This is a genomic window from Nonomuraea maritima, assembly GCF_900100395.1.
Lineage (GTDB): Bacteria > Actinomycetota > Actinomycetes > Streptosporangiales > Streptosporangiaceae > Nonomuraea > Nonomuraea maritima.
In genome coordinates this window covers 51333-68393 of the sequence record NZ_FNFB01000023.1, presented here as the reverse complement: position 1 = coordinate 68393, position 17061 = coordinate 51333, and the positions used below count along the sequence as shown (strand labels likewise).

Genomic DNA, 17061 nt, shown 5'->3' with positions numbered 1-17061 from the left:
TAACGGTGATTGGGCGTGAGGCTCCTCGCCGCCCTCGGTCTTCACGGATGAACGAGGTCAGGCGGTCCGTTCCCGAGGACGTACGACACCGTCAGGTGGTTCCAGGAACAACCTTGGCAGACCTCGACAACGTACACCCGGAACTCATCGTAATCATGAGCCATGACCGCGAGTTCTGATGTGACCTTTGCCTGACCGGCATGCCGTCCCAAGGAATCGCCATACACATAGGTCACGTCGGTGACGTTCTCCTTCTCGCACACCGGGCAGAGGCGTGCTGTCCGCTCGCCGAAGTGGCGAGCCGCGCGAAGGAGGTAGGGCTGAGCGTCACAGACGTCACGGAGCGGAGTGCGTCCGGTACGCAGGGAGCGGACCACCGCCTTTTTGGCGAGGCCGTAATCCACCACCCTTCGCTGTGACCACATGTGCGCCAGACTACGGCGTTTCGTCCGGCGATCTAACCGACTTGCCCGATTTGCCGATTGCACCCATATAGCGGACAGACGTATCCTCTGGATGTATCGGCTCGATACATCGACGCGAGAGGAGGGCGGTTCCCATGGCCGGCGGACAGGGCAGGGTCCTGGAACTTGCCGTGCTCGGGTCGCTCCACGAGACGCCGCTGCACGGCTACGAGCTGCGCAAACGGCTCAACGCCCTGCTGGGGATGTTCCGTGCGTTCTCCTACGGGTCGCTGTATCCCTGTCTGCGATCACTGCTGGCCAGAGGACTCATCGCCGAGGAGCAGCCCGCTCCGAACGCGATCGTCGGCGGCAGATCCAAGATCGTCTACAAGCTGACCGCCGAGGGCAAGGAACGGCTGCAGGAGCTCCTGACCCAGGCCGGTCCCTCCGCGTGGGAGGACGAAAGCTTCGGCGTGCACTTCGCCTTCTTCCGGCACACCGAGGCCGAGGTGCGGCTGCGCATCCTCGAAGGCCGTCGCAGCCGGCTGGAGGAACGACTCGACGCGGTGCGCACCGCGCTCGCGCGCACCGCAGAGCGTCTCGACAGCTACACCCTCGAGCTGCAACGCCACGGGCTCGAGTCGGTGGAGCGCGAGGTGCGCTGGCTGAACGAGCTGATCGCAACGGAGCGTCGGGCCTCCGCAGAGGAGAGGCCCGAAAGAGATACCACGTCAACTGATGAGTAAGGGAGCGAGTGCGATGGGTTCGGTTCGCGTGGCCATTGTCGGTGTCGGCAACTGCGCGTCGTCGCTGGTCCAGGGCGTCCACTACTACAAGGACGCCGACCCCGACACACGGGTCCCTGGCCTGATGCACGTGAAGTTCGGCGACTACCACGTGGGTGACGTCGAGTTCGTCGCCGCCTTCGACGTGGATGCGAAGAAGGTCGGTCGCGACCTCTCGGAGGCCATCGTCGCCAGCGAGAACAACACGATCAAGATCGCGGACGTGCCGCCGCTGGGAGTGACCGTCCAGCGCGGTCACACCTTCGACGGCCTCGGCGAGTTCTACAGCGAGATCATCGAGGAGTCCGACGAGGCCCCGGTCGACGTGGTCCAGGTCCTGCGTGACAACAAGGTCGACGTCCTCGTGTCCTACCTGCCGGTGGGCTCTGAGGAGGCCGACCGCTTCTACGCCCAGTGCGCGATCGACGCCAAGGTGGCGTTCGTCAACGCGCTGCCGGTGTTCATCGCCTCCGACCCCGAGTGGGCCGAGAAGTTCACCGAGGCGGGCGTGCCGATCGTCGGCGACGACATCAAGTCGCAGGTCGGCGCCACGATCACGCACCGCGTGCTCGCCAAGCTGTTCGAGGACCGCGGCGTCGAGCTGCTGCGCACGTACCAGCTCAACTTCGGCGGCAACATGGACTTCATGAACATGCTGGAGCGCAAGCGCCTCCAGTCGAAGAAGATCTCCAAGACGCAGTCGGTCACCTCGCAGATCCCGCACGAGATGGCCAAGGCCGACGTCCACATCGGGCCGTCCGACCACGTGCCGTGGCTCGACGACCGCAAGTGGGCGTACGTGCGCCTGGAGGGCCGTTCCTTCGGTGACACGCCGCTCAACCTGGAGTACAAGCTCGAGGTCTGGGACTCGCCCAACTCGGCCGGCATCATCATCGACGCCGTGCGCGCCGCCAAGATCGCGCTCGACCGGGGCATCGGCGGCCCGATCCTGTCGGCGTCCTCGTACTTCATGAAGTCGCCGCCCGAGCAGTACTCCGACGACGAGGCCCGCGACTACGTCGAGAAGTTCATCCGCGGCGAGGTCGAGCGCTGACCTTCGGATGAGGCGCCGCATCCCCGCAAGGGGTGCGGCGCCTGCTCAGTCACGGACGGGCGGCCGGCGGCAGGTCGGCCGTCGAGGCCGGCACCCAGGCGAGCGGGTCGGCGCCGAGCTCCATGAGCAGCGGCACCTGCTCCCTGCACCACGGCGAGACGGCCAGCAGGCCGTTCTCGACGCCATCGGCGAACTCCTTCCACGGCATCCAGCGGACCGCCCCCACCTCCTCGGCGTTGGGACGGGCCGGCGCGTCGACCATGACCCGGTAGACCGGGCACAGCTCGTGCTCGGCGATGCCGTTGGCCATCACGGCGCGGTAGGCGAAGGTCGGCAGCACGAGGTCGATCCGGCTGACCTTCAGCCCGAGCTCGTACGACAGCCTGCGAGTGACCGCCTCGTGGAGGGCCTCGCCGGGCAGCGGGTGGCCGCAGCAGCTGTTGGTCCACACCCCCGGCCAGGTGAGTTTGTGATCGGCCCTCCTCGTGAGCAGCACGCTTCCTTCGCTGTCGAAGACGTAACTGGAGAACGCGAGATGCAGGGGGGTCTCCTGGCAGTGCACCGACTTCTTGGGGGCGGTGCCCAGCGAGTGGCCGGCCCGATCGACCAATACCACGTGTTCCTCTGTCGTCACGCTTTGAAGCGTACGAGATCCCACGGAGCGGACGGAACCCCCCTGGCATCAGCCGCACGGTCGCGGCGGTCGCACGGGCTAGGCTGGCGGGCGTGTCTTTCACCGCCGATCTCCGCGTGGTCCTGCAGGGACGAGACTTCCGGCGCCTCTTCGGCACCCGGCTGGTGTCCCAGTTCTCCGACGGGATCTTCCAGTTCGCGGTGACGGGGTTCGCCTTCTTCAGCCCTGAGAGCCACACGACCGCGCTGGCGGTGGCCGCCGGGCTCGCCGTCCTGCTCCTGCCCTACAGCGTGCTCGGGCCCTTCGTCGGGGTCTTCATCGACCGGTGGTCGCGGCGCCAGATCCTCGTGGTGGCGCCGATGGTCCGGGCCCTGCTGCTGCTCGTCGCCGCCGGGCTGCTCGTGGCCGACGCGCCCGACCCGGCGTTCTACACCGTGGCGCTGAGCGTCCTCGGCGTCAACCGGTTCTTCCTCGCCGCGCTCGGGGCCTCGCTGCCGCACGTCGTGCCCGCCGACCGGCTGATGGCGGCCAACGCGGTGACGCCCACGTCGGGCACCGTGGTCACGTTCGTCGGCGCGGGCCTCGGGTTCCTGCTGCGCGAGCTGGTCGGCGGCGACCACTACGGCGTCGCGCTGCTCATGGTGCTCTCCGGCGTGGTGTTCGGCCTGAGCGCGCTCGTCGCGCGCACGATGGACCGCGAGCTGCTCGGCCCGTCGTACGACCCCGAGCGGCCGCAGGCCCGTGAGGCGCTGCGCAACGTCGTCGCCGGTCTGGTCAGCGGCGCCAGGCACCTGGTCGGCCACCGCGCCGCCGCCGCCACCATGGGCGCGCTCGCCGCCCACCGCTTCCTGTACGGCATGTGCACGGCGCTCGGCATCATCCTCTACCGCTACTACTTCACCGACGGCGACCCCGACGCCGCGCTGCGCGGGATCGGCCTGGTGGTGGCCGCCTCCGGCGTCGGCTACTTCCTGGCCGTCATCATCACCCCGTACGCGACCGAGCGGTTCACGATCGAGCGGTGGGTGCCGATCGCGCTGAGCGCGGCCGGGGTGCTGACCGCGGTGCTGGTGCTGCCTTTCCAGGAGTGGGGGCTGCCGGTGGCCGGGTTCGTGCTCGGGGTGGCCGGGCAGAGCGTCAAGATCTGCGCCGACACCGCGGTGCAGCGCGACGTGGAGGACATCTACCTCGGCCGTGCCTTCTCGATCTACGACATGCTCTTCAACGGCATGTACGTGCTCGCCGCCGGCCTGTCGGCGATGATCCTGCCGGCCGACGGCAAGTCGTACCTCGCCGTCGTGATCATCTCGGTCGGCTACCCGGCGGCGGCGCTCGCCTACCGGGCGATCACGTCGATGTCACGCACCGAGGTCGTTTGACCTGGCCCACTCGAGCAGCGCCTCGGTGGCGGCCTCCTTGCCGATCATGCCCTTGTCGAGCCTGAGGTCGAGCAGGAACTTGTAGGCCCGCCCCACGACGGGCCCCGGGCCGACGCCCAGCACCTGCTGGATCTCGTTGCCGTCGAGCTCGGGCCGGATCTTGGCGAGCTCTTCCTCGTCGGCGAGCCTCGCGATGCGCTCTTCAAGGTGGTCGTAGGTGCGCGCCAGCGCCGCCGCCTTGCGCTTGTTGCGGGTGGTGCAGTCGGCCCTGGTCAGCTTGTGCAGCCGGTCGAGCAGGTGGCCGGCGTCGCGGACGTAGCGGCGCACGGCGCTGTCGGTCCACTCGCCGGTGCCGTAACCGTGGAAACGCAGGTGGAGCTCAACCAGCCGGGAGACGTCGGTCACGAAGTCTTTCGGGAACTTCAGCTCGGCCAGGCGCTTCTTGGTCATCTGCGCGCCGACCACCTCGTGGTGGTGGAACGACACCCGTCCGCCTTGCTCGTGGCGGCGCGTCCTGGGCTTGCCGACGTCGTGCATGATCGCCGCCCAGCGCAGGACGCGGTCGGGGCCGTCCTCCTCCTGGGCGATGGCCTGGTCGAGGACGGTCAGGGTGTGCTCGTAGACGTCCTTGTGGCGGTGGTGCTCGTCGATCTCGAGGCGCAGCTTGGGCAGCTCGGGCAGCACGCGGGCGGCGAGCCCCGTGTCGACCAGCAGCCGCAGGCCCTCGCGCGGGTCGGCGCCGCTGAGCAGCTTGTCGAGCTCGTCGCGGACGCGCTCGGCCGAGACGATGTCGATGCGGTCGGCCATCGCCGACATGGCCGCGAGGGTCGCGGGGTGGACCGTGAACCTGAGCTGGGAGGCGAACCTGGCCGCCCGGAGCATGCGCAGCGGGTCGTCGTCGAACGACCGCTCGGGCGGGCCGGGCGTGCGCAGCACCTTCGCGCCGAGGTCGGCGAGCCCGCCGTAGGGGTCGACGAACTCGTGGGACGGCAGGCGTACCGCCATCGCGTTGACCGCGAAGTCGCGACGCTCGAGGTCGGCCTCGAGCGTGTCGCCGTACATGACCTCGGGCTTGCGTGACCTCGGGTCGTACGACTCGCTGCGGTACGTCGTGATCTCGATCTGCTGACTGCCCTTGCGCAGGCCGACGGTGCCGAAGTCGATGCCGATGGTCCAGACGGCGTCGGCCCAGTCCTTGACGATCTCGAGGACCTTCTCGGGACGCGCGTCGGTGGTGAGGTCGAGGTCGTTGCCGATGCGGCCGAGCAGGAGGTCACGCACGGGGCCGCCGACGACGGCGAGCTCGTGGCCCTTCGCCTCGAAGAGACGGCCGAGCTCGTCGGCCACCGGGGCGATCTTGCGGAACAGGTCGGTCATGGCCCGCTGCTGGCTTTCGGTCAGAGTTGAGTCGGACAAACGAGTCGGGTCCTTCGGCTGATTCCGGAACATATCCCCCGAGCCACACCGGGTCCGGGTTACCGTCGGTCCAAGGACCGTCGGGGGCCAGGGCATGAGGCAAGGAGGAGGACTATATGAAGGACGCCCTCGCGATCCACCGCTGGCTCCTCGCGCACCAAGTCCATCATGAGATCGTACGCCTTCCGCGCCCCATGACATGCGCCGAAGAGCTGCCCGAGACGGTCTCGGCCGCGCCCGAGAGGTGCCTGATGGTGACGGTGCTCGAGGTGGCGACCAGGTCAGGCCGCGAGGTCGTCGTCGGGGTCACCTCCCCCGTCTCGCTCCCCCCGCGCCCCGGCGTCGTCGGCGGTCTGCTCGGCGCGCGCCAGGTGCGTCCTGCCTCGTCGCGCGTGGTGAACGCGGCCACCGACTACGCCGACGGGCTGGTCTGCCCGCTGCTGCTGCCGGAGTCGCTGCCGGTCTTCGTCGACGACCGCCTCACCACCGGACCGGAACCGATCTTCATGCCCACCGGAGAGCGGCACACAGCCCTCGCCGTACGGGGCCTTGACCTGCTGACTCTCCTGCCGGGCAAGATAGTCGACCTACGTGGCTCGCGACCCAGGGGAGCACGTGGAGCGGTCGCGCGACGGCACTGAGCCCGTACCATTGCGGGCGTGCGTCGTCGTAGACCAGCCCGGGTGTCAGCGTGATCCGTAAGGCCGCGCTGCTCGCCATGCTGTCCGCCGCGCTGCTCGCCCCCACGATGGCGGCCGCGCCCAGCCTCGCTGCCTCGCGGCCGCTGTCCACGACGGCCAGGCAGACCGTGTCGTTGTCGATCGGCTCGATCACGCCGTCGGTGGCGAAGAACCTCACCGACGTGATCACGTTCTCCGGCACCGTACGCAACGACACCGGCACGCCGCTCACCAACGTGTACGTGCGCCTGCGCTACCAGGCGCAGCCCTTCACCGACCGGGCGACGCTGGCGGCCTACCAGGGCGACCAGAACACCGCGACGCTCCCGTACAACGTCTCCAGCACGTCCGCGATGATCATCCCGTCGATCCCCGCGGGCGGGCAGGCGCGCTGGCAGTTCACCGCTACGCCCGTGCAGCTCGGCTACCGGACGTTCGGGGCCTACCCGGTCGCCGTCGAGGTCGCGCCCAACGCCGGGGCCGCCCTGGTGGCGCAGCGCACCTACCTGACGTACGCGCCCCCCACCAACCCGAAGCCGCCGCGCGTCAAGGTGGCCGTCGTGCTGCCGGTGATCGACCAGCCCCACCGGGCCGTCGACGGGCCGGTGTTCGTCGACGACAAGCTCGCCGGCTCGCTCGGCGACGGCGGCCGGCTGACCGACCTCGCGACCATCGCGCAGTCCGCGCCCGCCAGCACCACATGGGTCGTCGACCCCGCGCTGCTCGACGACGTCGACGCGATGTCGCGCGCCTACCGCGTCAAGAGCCGCGGCGGCGAACAGCCCAAGCCCGCCAGCGCCGCGGCCAAGAACTGGCTGACGGCCATGCGCACCTCGCTGGCCGCCTCCCCCTTGGTCGCGACCCCGTACGCCGACCCCGACGTGACGGCGCTCGCCCACCAGGGGCTCGACACGCAGCCGAAGCGGGCCATCGAACTCGGCGCGGCGAAGGCCCAGACGCTGCTCGGCCGGGGCGCCAAGACGAACATCAACTGGCCGGCCGCGGGCCTGCTCGACCCCGACGCGCTCGACCTGCTCTCGGTCAGCGGCGTCGACACGGTCCTGCTCGACCCCGCCAACCTGCCGCCGCAGCAGCCACTCACCACCACGCCCGACGCCGCCGCGAAGCTCGACTCGGTCAACGGGCCGGTCACCGCGCTGACGGCCGACGCCGAGCTGAGCCGCATCTTCGAGCCGGCGTCCGGCGCGTCGTCCGTGCTGAGCACGCAGCGCTTCGTCGCCGAGACCGCGCTGATCTCCGCCGAACCCGGCCAGACCGCGCAGCGGACGCTGGTCATCGCCCCCTCGCGGCGCTGGAACCCCAACCCGGCGCTCGTCAGCTCGCTGCTGAAGACCGCGGGCCGGCTGCCCTGGCTGCAGCTGGTCCCCCTCGACTCCGTCAAGCCGGGCAAGGCGTCCGTCCCGCGCGCCGGGCTGAGCTACACCAACCAGAACCGCAAGGACGAGCTGGGCCGCAAATACCTCGCGCCGGTCAAGGACACCTGGCACCAGGCGCAGCTCACCGCGCTCGTCAAGGTCGAGAAGACCGAGTCCGCCTTCGACGCGGCGGTGCTGCGGCTGACCTCGTCGGCCTGGCGCACCAGCACGCGGGCGGGCCGCGCGGTCACCAAGCTGGTCGGCGACGCCGTCAAGTCGACCACCGACAAGATCCAGATCACCAGCGCTCCGCGCACGCTGGCGGGCAGCAACGGCGTGGTCCCCATCAGCGTGAAGAACTCCCTGTCCACGCCGATCCAGCTCTTCATCGACGTCAAGTCCGACAACCCCGACCTGCTGCAGGTCGACTTCCCGCAGGACGAGCCGCTGCCGATCGGAGGGGGTCAGAGCGGCACGGTCCAGGTGCGGATGACCGCCACGGTCAACGGCGACGCGACGGTGACCGTGCAGCTGCTGACCGCCGACAGGCAGCCGTACGGCAAGCCGCAGCGGCTGACGATCCGTACGACCGGCTACACCGGGATCGCGCTGGTCATCGTGGGGGCGGCGCTGACCGTGATGCTCGCCGCGGTGGTCACGCGGTTGCTCCGCCGCAGGTCCCAGCGCAGGCACGAACGCGCCGCCAAGTCACGGGAAAGTGAGACCGTATGAGCCGCATGCTTCGGGCCAGCGCCATCATGGCGGCGGGCACCATGGTGTCCAGGGTCACGGGGTTCGTGCGGTCGATGGTCCTCGCCTACGCGATCGGCACGGCGGCGCTCGGCGACTCCTACAACGCGGCGTACGCGATCCCGTACAGCATCCTCGACCTGCTGCTGCTCGGCGTGCTGAGCAGCGTCGTCGTGCCGATGATCGTCCGGGCGCAGCAGCACGACCCCGACCGCGGCCGGGCCTACGAGCAGCGGCTGCTGACGCTCTCCACGGCCGCGCTCATCGTGGTCGCGGCGCTCGCCGTGCTGGTCGCGCCGCTGCTCATCGACCTCTACACCGACTGGGACCGCGGCAGCCGCGAGTTCGAGGTCGCGGTCACGCTGGCCCGGTTCATCCTGCCGCAGCTGGCCTTCTTCGGCATCGGGTCCGTGGCGGGCGCCATCCTCAACACGCATGACCGCTACGGCGCCCCCATGTGGGCGCCCGTGCTCAACAACGTGGTGCAGATCGGCGCGTTCCTCCTCTACGCGGGCCTCGGCACCGGCGGCGGCGACCTCGCCAAGGTGACCGATGGCGACCTCGCGCTGCTCGGCCTCGGCACCACGGCCGGCATCGTGGCGCAGTCGGTCGTGCTGATCGTGGCGCTGCGGCGGGTCGGGTTCTCCTTCATGCCGCGGTTCGACCTGCGCAACGCCCGGCTCGGCGAGATGGGCAGGGCCGGCATCTGGACGATCGGCTACGTGGTGGTCACCCAGCTCGGCTTCGTGCTGACCACCAACCTGGCCAGCTCGGCGGGCAACGAGGTGCCCGGCCACGGCATCAGCCCGTACACCCTGGCCTTCCAGCTCTTCCAGCTCCCGTACGGCGTCATCGGCGTCTCGGTGATCACCGCGATGCTGCCGCGCATGAGCCGGGCGGTGACCGAAGGGCGCTTCGACGACGTGCGCACCGAGTTCGGGTCGAGCGTACGGCTGATCTGCTCGGTCATGGTGCCGGTCTCGCTGCTGCTCATGGTGCTGGGCCCGGCGATCACCGTGCCGATCTACGGCCACGGCGCCAACAGCGTCGCCGACGCCGTCTACATCGGCAACGTGCTGCAGGTGTACGGGCTCGCGCTGGTGCCGTTCGCGATCTTCCAGCTGTTGCTGCGGGTGTTCTACAGCTTCGGCGACACCCGTACCCCGGTCTACATCGGCGCCGGCACGACGGCCGTCAACGCGGTGTTCATGGTGCTGCTGTCGGCGGTGCTGCCGGCCCGCTACACGGTCATGGGGCTGGCGCTGGCGTACGCGATCGCGTACGCGCTGGGCGCGGTCCTCGCCTGGACGCTGGCCAGCCGCCGGGTCCAAGGGCTGGGCGGATGGACCGTCGGCATGGCCCTGACGCGGATGTATCTCTCGGCTCTGCCGACCGCCGTACTGGCTCTCGCCGCCGTATGGGTGGTCACGGAGGCGCTCGACGGGCTAGGGTTCGTCAATTCGTTGATCGTTCTGGCCAGCGGCGGCGGTCTCGGGATGCTGCTTTATCTCGGCGTGGCCCACAGAATGCGCATTCCCGAGGTCAACTCGATCGTTGGGATGGTCGCGAGGCGGGTAGGTCGGTAAAGAACGCGGGCGGAATCTCCTCGGCACTACCATGGAGCCCGACACGCGCGAATGGAAGCAGGAGGGGCGTGGGCGGATCCATCCGGCATAGCGTGCCTTCGTGGGACACCACGCGGGTGAGTGGAGACATGAGCACCCCCGATCGGCCTAGCGGAGTGAGCCTGTGAGCACGTCGGCCGTCACCCCCGGCACCCGCCTCGCCGAACGCTTCCGGCTGGAAGATCGCGTCAGCGAGGCCGACGGGGCCACCCTGTGGAAGGCCATCGACGAGATCCTGGCCCGGCCCGTCGCCGTCCACACGTTCTCGCCCGACTTCCCGCGCGTCCACGAGGTCGTCACGGCCGCCCGCGCGGCGAGCCGCCTCACCGACCCGCGCCTCACCCAGGTCTTCGACGCGGCCGAGGACGACAAGGCCGCCTACGTCGTCAGCGAGTGGGTGACCGGCGAGACGCTGGCCGACCTGCTCGCCGCGGGACCGCTGGAGCCCGAGCGGGCCGCCGGCCTGGTGGCCGAGGCCGCCGAGGCGCTGGCGCACGCCCACGAGGCGCAGCTCTACCACCTGTGCCTGCGTCCCGCCCACCTGGTGTGGACGACCGGCAACACGGTCAAGGTGCTCGGCGTGGCCGTCGACGCCGCGGTGTCCGGCCTCACCACCGACCAGCCCGCCCTGGACGACGCCGAAGGGCTCGGCCGGCTGCTGTACGCCGGGCTGACCGGTCACTGGCCGGGCGACGAGGAAGAGGGCGACCTGCCCGCGGCCCCCATGACCGACGGCCACTTCTGCACGCCCCGGCAGGTCACCGCCGGTGTGCCGGGCTACCTCGACGCCGTCACGGTGCGGGCGTGCCTGCCCGAGTCGCGCAAGGGGCAGGCCCCGCTGACCGCCCCGGGCGAGATCGCCGAGGCGCTGGCCGACGTCGCCAGGCCGATGCCCATCGCGATCTCCTACCCCTCGACACCCGCGGTGGCCTCGGCCTCCCACACCGAGGGCCTCGACGTCGCCCACCGGCAGAAGACCACGCTCCAGCCGCTGCCCCCCGTGCAGCACCGTCCGGTCCGTCCCGGTGGTGGCGGCAGCACGCTCAACCGGGTGCTGATGACGCTGCTGGTGCTGCTCGTCATCGCGGCGGTCGGCGTCGGCGCGTGGACGATCGGCCGCAGCCTGGGCAGTCCGAGCGAGCCCACGGTCGCCGGCAACACGCCCACCACCTCCGAGTCGTCCAAGCCGGTGGAGACCCAGGCGGTCAAGCCCGTCTCGGCCCGCGGCTTCGACCCGCTGGGCGACGGCGACGAGAAGCCCGACAGCGCGAAGCTGGCCATCGACGGCAAGCCCAGCACGCTGTGGAAGACCGAGACCTACACGAGCGCCGACCTCGGCCGGCTCAAGGACGGTGTCGGCCTGCTCCTCGACATGGGCAAGTCGATGCAGATCAGCGACGTCGTGGCTACTCTGTCGAACGCGCCGGGCGCGGCGGTGGAGCTGAAGGTGGGCGACTCCCCCGAGCTCGGCTCCCTGAAGACGGTCGCGACGGCGAAGGACGCGTCGGGCAAGACCACGCTGACTCCGGAGAAGGAAACCACCGGTCAGTACGTTTTGATCTGGTTTACGCGCGTTCCGATGGATGCAGGCACTTTTCATGGCACCATCTATGAGGTAGTGGTGCACTCTCCCGGATCGGCATAATCAGGAATCCCTCTTGTGAACTCCCCACCCGAGACACCCTCATCCGCGGAGCGGCCGGCCGTCACCGACGCCGAGCTGCTGACCGCGCACATCAACGGGGATCCACACGCCTTCAGCGACATCGTCAAACGCCACCGCGACCGCATGTGGGCGGTCGCCCTGCGTACGCTCGGCGATCCCGACGAGGCCGCCGACGCCGTGCAGGACGCCTTCGTCTCCGCCTACCGCAAGGCCGCGACGTTCCGCGGCGAGGCGGCCGTCACGACGTGGTTGCACCGCATCGTGGTGAACGCCTGCCTCGACCGGATGCGGCGCAAGTCCGTACGCCCGGTCGCCGACGACGAGCTCATCGAGGCGGCCGAGCGCGAGACCCCGATGCCCGACCAGACGCTTGAGCGCGAGGTCTCCATGGAGGTTTCGGCCGCGTTGAAACTCCTGCCGGGCGACCAGCGGGCGGCGCTCGTGCTGGTCGACATGATGGGCTATTCCGTCGAAGACGCAGCTCAGGTGCTCCAGGTGCCCAGCGGCACGGTGAAGAGCAGGTGCGCACGTGGGCGCGCGAAACTTGCCCCAATTCTTTCGCATCTGCGGAACCGATCCGAGGCCAACCGCGTCTCATCCGCGAAGGGAGCAGAACTTCGTGACGGGTGATACGCACTACGATCTTGAGATTTTGGCCGAGCTGGCCGAAGATCTCTTGGACGCCGGAACGGCCCAGCGAGTCCGCGAGCATCTCGCGGTCTGCGACCCCTGCGGGGAGCTGTTGGCCGACCTGGCGGCTGTTCGCGAGGTGCTCGCGGCGACCCCCACACCGGCCATGCCGATGGGCGTCGCACTGCGCGTCGACAAGGCGCTGGCGGCCGAGGCGGAGTCCCGCCGGAGCGGAGGCCTCGGCCTCGTGGAAACACCTGACTGGGACGAGCTCATGCGGGACGCCCCGTGGGAGCGCCAGGCCGAGCCGTCCCGCGCGGAGGCGCAGCCGGAGCAGCCCGTACGCCTCGGCGTGGTCGCCGAGGACGGCAGCGTCGTCCCGGCGCGGCGGTCCTCCCGGCGGTCCGCGCAGCGGCGCCGCTGGGCGATGCCCGCCATCGCGGCCGCCGCCGCGGTGGCGGTGGTGGGCACGGCGGTGACCGCCACCAGCCTGCTCGTCGCCGGCGGTGACGACCAGAGCGGCGCGCCCACGGTCGCCCTGCCGGTCGAGTCGTCCGCGGCGTCGAGCGCTCAGGAGGAGCCGTCGAGGAGCCCCGCTCGGGCGCTCGCGTACAACGTGACCAACAGCGACCACAACTACAGCAACCACGAGCTGCGGATGCCGCTCGAAGACCTGCTCGGGCCGGCCCCGGCCATGCAGGGCACCGACCCCTCCGGGGTCGACCAGGTCGCGAAGTGCGTCAGCGCGGTCTCCAAGCGCAGCGGGCTCGAGGTGTTCGCGGTCGACCAGGGCCAGTACAACGGCCAGGAGGCGCTCGTCGTGGCGTCCTGGAAGCAGCGGGCGGCCCAGACGGTCCGCGTCGACGTCGTCGACCCGTTCAACTGCAAGAACCTGCGTAAACCCGCACTGGGCCGCTGGTAACGGCAGCCCCTCGTCAGAGCCCGCTTCGGCGGGCTCTTTCTTTTGCCCCGGCGTCGTCCCGGCACCGTGGGGTAGGGCAGGGAATCACGGCGGCCTAGGATCTGTTGAGCGGGTTGGCAACAGCAGACGAGGAAGGCGTGCAGCGTTGAGCGACGTTCGTAACGTGATCATTATCGGATCAGGCCCGGCGGGCTACACGGCGGCCGTCTACTCCGCGCGCGCCGAGCTGAAGCCTCTGGTGTTCGAGGGCTCCGTCACCGCCGGCGGTGCACTCATGAACACCACCGACGTCGAGAACTTCCCGGGGTTCCCCGACGGCATCATGGGCCCCGACCTCATGGACAACCTGCGCAAGCAGGCCGAGCGCTTCGGCGCCGAGCTGATCGCCGACGACGTGGTCGAGGTCGATCTGCAGGCCAGTCCCAAGGTCGTGAAGACCCACACCGAGACCTACTACGCCAAGTCCGTCATCCTGGCCATGGGCTCCGGTTACCGCGAGCTCGGCCTGCCCGACGAGAAGCGGCTGTCGGGCCACGGCGTGTCCTGGTGCGCGACCTGTGACGGGTTCTTCTTCCGCAACAAGGACATCGTGGTCGTCGGCGGCGGCGACACGGCGCTGGAAGAGGCCACGTTCCTGACGCGGTTCGGGCGCATGGTGACGGTCGTGCACCGCCGCGACACGCTGCGCGCCAGCAAGATCATGCAGGAGCGCGCGTTCGCCAACGACAAGATCCGTTTCGTCTGGGACTCCGAGGTCGTCCAGGTGCTCGGCGAGACCAAGGTCGAGGCGGTGCGGCTGCGCAACGTCAAGACCGGTGAGGAGTGCGAGCTGGCCGCCGACGCGATGTTCGTCGCGATCGGCCACGACCCGCGCACCGATCTCGTCAAGGGCCAGATCGAGCTCGACGAGAACGGCTACGTCAAGGTGGCCTCGCCCAGCACGGCGACCAACATCGACGGCGTGTTCGCCGCGGGTGACGTCGTCGACCACACCTATCGCCAGGCCATCACCGCGGCCGGCACCGGCTGTGCCGCCTCGCTCGACTCCGAGCGCTGGCTGGCCAACATCGAGAAGTAGAGGGAGCGCGCCATGAAGGCTGTCACCGACGCCACGTTCGATTCCGAGGTCCTCAAGAGCGACAAGCCTGTGCTCGTCGACTTCTGGGCCGAATGGTGCGGCCCGTGCCGTCAGGTCTCCCCCATCCTGGAGGAGATCGCCAAGGAGCACGGCGACAAGCTGGAGATCGTCAAGCTCAACATCGACGAGAACCCGGAAGTTCCGCGCCAGTACGGTGTGCTCCAGATCCCCACGATGAACGTCTACAAGGGTGGCGAGGTCGTGAAGCAGATCATCGGCGCCAAGCCGAAGGCCATGCTGCTGCGCGAGCTCGAGGGCATCATCTAGCACGCCGGCGGATGCCCCCGCGGCCGTCGGCCGGGAGCAGCCCTGGAACGGCCCTGCACCCGGCCGACCCGTTCGGCGCGCTATGCCCTGCAAAGCCCCTCGCGAGTCGATCGCGAGGGGCTTTCGCATTCTGCTGCCCGCTCCGCGGGGCTGAGCGGCCCGTCAGACGGGGCGAAGGGCTCGTTCCGGGCTCATGGAGCCCAGGAGGCGTTCGAGGGCCACCTCGACGTCCTCACGCCAGGAAACGGCGGTCTTGAGTTCGAGCCGCAAGCGCGGAAATCTCAAATGTGGACGAACAGTTTTAAACCCCACAGAAAGCAAGTAGTCCGCTGGAACGACGCAACTCGGCTTTTCCCACTTAAGGTCCCCGAAAGCTTCGATGGCCTTCACACCACGTCTGGTCAAATCCTTCGCCACGCCCTGAACAAGCATGCGTCCGAGACCGCCGCCCGTGAACTCGGGAATGATGTGCGCCGTCATCAACAACACCGCGTCGGCGCTCACCGGCGACGTCGGGAAAGCCAGCGACCGCGGGGTGTAGAGCGGCGGACTGTAGAGCACGAAGCCCGCCGGGATGCCGTCGACGTAGAGAATCTTCCCGCAGCTGCCCCATTCCAGCAGGGTCGCGGAGATCCAGGCCTCCTTCTCGAGCCCGGGATCGCCGGACTCCGCCGCACGCTTGCCGTTGACCGGGTCGAGTTCCCAGAACACGCACCGCCGGCAGCGGCGAGGCAGATCTTCAAGATTGTCCAGGGTTATGTTGACCAGCCGGCGCGACAACTACCGCCCCTATCGTTGACCCGGAAAAGCGCGCGAAAACCGCGTCCACAACTGGCATCGTAGCCCAGTGAAGATGCACCCAGCGGACACCACGACGGTCGAGCCCGGCCACGGGCGACATGCCCGACTGGCGTAATCTGATATTTCCGCTCGATATGACACCTAGGAGGTGGGCCGTGACGGAAGAGCTGAATCACGGTCAGACACCCGCGACCCAAGGGTCGCGCATCGACGCCTACGTCGATCGGTACGCGGCGCGAGCCGCCGGGATGGTCGCCTCCGAGATTCGAGCTCTCTTCGCCGTCGCGTCGAGGCCCGAGGTGGTCTCGCTCGCCGGCGGCATGCCGTACGTCACGGCGCTTCCCCTCGACATGGTCGGCGAGCTCGTCTCCGACCTCGTCACCAGGCGCGGTCCTGTGGCGTTGCAGTACGGCTCCGGGCAGGGCGATCTGCACCTGCGCGAGCAGATCTGCGAGGTCATGCGGCTGGAGGGGATCAACGCCGGGGCGAACGACGTCGTCGTCACCGTCGGGTCGCAGCAGGCACTCGACCTGATGACCCGCATCTTCATCGACCCGGGTGACGTGGTGCTCGCGGAGGGACCCTCGTACGTGGGGGCCCTCGGTACGTTCTCCGCGTACCAGGCGAAAGTCGTCCACATAGCCATGGACGATCAGGGCATCGTGCCCGAATCGCTGGCTCAGACCATCTACGCGCTGGAAACCGCCGGCGCACCCGTCAAGTTCCTGTACACCATCCCGACCTTCCACAACCCCGCCGGCGTCACGCTCAACATCGCCAGGCGGCAGCAGGTGCTCGACATCTGCCAGCGGGCCGGGATCCTCATCATCGAGGACAACCCGTACGGGCTGCTCGGCTTCGACGGCGAGCCCATGCGCGCCCTGCGCGCCGACAACACCGACGGGGTCGTCTACCTCGGGTCGTTCTCGAAGACGCTCGCGCCCGGGTTCCGCGTCGGGTGGGCGCTCGCACCGCACGCCATCCGCGACAAGCTCGTGCTCGCCATGGAGTCGGCGGTGCTGTCGCACTCGTCGTTCACGCAGCTGGCCGTGGGCCAGTACCTCGCCACCCAGCCGTGGCGCGAACAGATCAAGTCGTTCCGTGAGCTCTACCGTGAGCGCCGCGACGCGCTGCTCGACGCGCTCGACGCCCTGATGCCGCCCGAGGTGACGTGGACACGTCCCGCGGGCGGCTTCTTCGTCTGGGCGACGCTGCCCGAAGGGCTCGACTCCAAGGCCATCCTGCCGCGGGCCGTGGCCGAGCGGGTGGCGTTCGTGCCGGGCACCGGGTTCTTCTCCGACGGCAGCGGGTCGCGGCACATGCGGCTGTCGTTCTGCTACCCCGAGCCCGACCGCATCCGCGAAGGCGTGCGCCGCCTCGCGAGCGTGATCGAGCAGGAGATGCAGCTGAGGGACACGTTCGGCACGGGATCCGTGTTCGACCGCCACGGCGTCGACACCCCGGGGCCTGACCTCGCCTGACGTGACCGATCGAAGGGGGCCGGCAACCGGCCCCCTTCTCCCGCGAAACGGGC

Annotated in this window: 16 protein-coding genes; 12 read left to right on the top strand and 4 right to left on the bottom strand. The window is 69.3% G+C overall.

Features of this window, described 5'->3' with window-relative positions; all coding sequences use genetic code 11:
* Positions 1 to 41: 41 nt before the first annotated feature.
* A complete protein-coding gene (locus BLR04_RS28720; RefSeq protein WP_090771080.1) occupies positions 42 to 425 on the bottom strand; it encodes a DUF5318 family protein in 384 nt (127 codons plus the stop codon).
* A gap of 134 nt (positions 426 to 559) precedes the next feature.
* On the opposite strand from BLR04_RS28720, the gene BLR04_RS28715 reads away from it, so the two are divergent.
* A complete protein-coding gene (locus tag BLR04_RS28715) occupies positions 560 to 1150 on the top strand; it encodes a PadR family transcriptional regulator (RefSeq protein ID WP_090771078.1) in 591 nt (196 codons plus the stop codon).
* A 13-nt stretch (positions 1151 to 1163) separates the two neighbouring features.
* Positions 1164 to 2243 carry an inositol-3-phosphate synthase gene (locus BLR04_RS28710; protein ID WP_090771076.1) on the top strand — a complete coding sequence of 360 codons (1080 nt, stop codon included), beginning with the start codon at positions 1164 to 1166 and terminating at the stop codon, positions 2241 to 2243.
* A gap of 49 nt (positions 2244 to 2292) precedes the next feature.
* Here the strand turns inward: BLR04_RS28710 and idi are convergent, their stop codons facing one another.
* On the bottom strand, positions 2293 to 2877 hold the full coding sequence (gene idi, locus BLR04_RS28705) for an isopentenyl-diphosphate Delta-isomerase (RefSeq protein WP_090771074.1): 585 nt from the start codon (positions 2875 to 2877) through the stop codon (positions 2293 to 2295).
* A gap of 92 nt (positions 2878 to 2969) precedes the next feature.
* On the opposite strand from idi, the gene BLR04_RS28700 reads away from it, so the two are divergent.
* Positions 2970 to 4256, top strand: coding sequence for an MFS transporter (locus tag BLR04_RS28700; RefSeq protein WP_090771072.1), 1287 nt, complete (start codon positions 2970 to 2972; stop codon positions 4254 to 4256).
* Here the strand turns inward: BLR04_RS28700 and BLR04_RS28695 are convergent.
* Complete coding sequence (locus BLR04_RS28695; RefSeq protein ID WP_090771070.1) at positions 4236 to 5705, bottom strand: CCA tRNA nucleotidyltransferase; 1470 nt, start codon at positions 5703 to 5705, stop codon at positions 4236 to 4238. The genes BLR04_RS28700 and BLR04_RS28695 overlap by 21 nt on opposite strands.
* 83 nt (positions 5706 to 5788) lie before the next feature.
* Between BLR04_RS28695 and BLR04_RS28690 the strand changes: the two genes are divergently transcribed.
* From BLR04_RS28690 to trxA, 8 genes are all read left to right on the top strand, one after another.
* Positions 5789 to 6313: an aminoacyl-tRNA deacylase gene (locus BLR04_RS28690; RefSeq protein WP_090771068.1), complete on the top strand. Its 525-nt coding sequence runs from the start codon at positions 5789 to 5791 to the stop codon at positions 6311 to 6313.
* 50 nt (positions 6314 to 6363) lie between these two features.
* Positions 6364 to 8460, top strand: a complete 2097-nt coding sequence (locus BLR04_RS28685; protein ID WP_090771066.1) for a DUF6049 family protein — start codon at positions 6364 to 6366, stop codon at positions 8458 to 8460.
* The gene (murJ, locus tag BLR04_RS28680; RefSeq protein ID WP_245740621.1) at positions 8457 to 10064 is read left to right on the top strand and encodes a murein biosynthesis integral membrane protein MurJ; all 1608 of its coding nucleotides are present in this window, start codon (positions 8457 to 8459) and stop codon (positions 10062 to 10064) included. Before BLR04_RS28685 ends, murJ begins: the two co-directional genes overlap by 4 nt.
* Positions 10065 to 10227: 163 nt before the next feature.
* Positions 10228 to 11748, top strand: coding sequence for a protein kinase family protein (locus BLR04_RS28675; protein ID WP_090771062.1), 1521 nt, complete (start codon positions 10228 to 10230; stop codon positions 11746 to 11748).
* Positions 11749 to 11763: 15 nt separating this feature from the next.
* A complete protein-coding gene (gene sigM / locus BLR04_RS28670) occupies positions 11764 to 12399 on the top strand; it encodes an RNA polymerase sigma factor SigM (protein ID WP_090771060.1) in 636 nt (211 codons plus the stop codon).
* The gene (locus BLR04_RS28665) at positions 12389 to 13321 is read left to right on the top strand and encodes an anti-sigma factor (RefSeq protein ID WP_143022257.1); all 933 of its coding nucleotides are present in this window, start codon (positions 12389 to 12391) and stop codon (positions 13319 to 13321) included. The genes sigM and BLR04_RS28665 overlap by 11 nt, the downstream gene beginning before the upstream one ends.
* Positions 13322 to 13466: 145 nt before the next feature.
* A complete protein-coding gene (gene trxB, locus BLR04_RS28660) occupies positions 13467 to 14399 on the top strand; it encodes a thioredoxin-disulfide reductase (protein WP_090771058.1) in 933 nt (310 codons plus the stop codon).
* Between the two features lie 12 nt (positions 14400 to 14411).
* Positions 14412 to 14726 (top strand): thioredoxin, encoded by a 315-nt coding sequence (trxA, locus tag BLR04_RS28655; RefSeq protein ID WP_090771056.1) that lies wholly within the window; start codon positions 14412 to 14414, stop codon positions 14724 to 14726.
* 162 nt (positions 14727 to 14888) lie between these two features.
* Here the strand turns inward: trxA and BLR04_RS28650 are convergent, their stop codons facing one another.
* Positions 14889 to 15506 (bottom strand): GNAT family N-acetyltransferase, encoded by a 618-nt coding sequence (locus tag BLR04_RS28650; protein WP_090771054.1) that lies wholly within the window; start codon positions 15504 to 15506, stop codon positions 14889 to 14891.
* 269 nt (positions 15507 to 15775) lie between these two features.
* Here BLR04_RS28650 and BLR04_RS28645 point away from each other — a divergent pair, with 269 nt between their 5' ends.
* Entirely contained in the window at positions 15776 to 17008 is a 1233-nt protein-coding gene (locus BLR04_RS28645; protein WP_245740634.1) for an aminotransferase-like domain-containing protein, read from the top strand.
* The last annotated feature ends 53 nt before the right edge of the window (positions 17009 to 17061 follow it).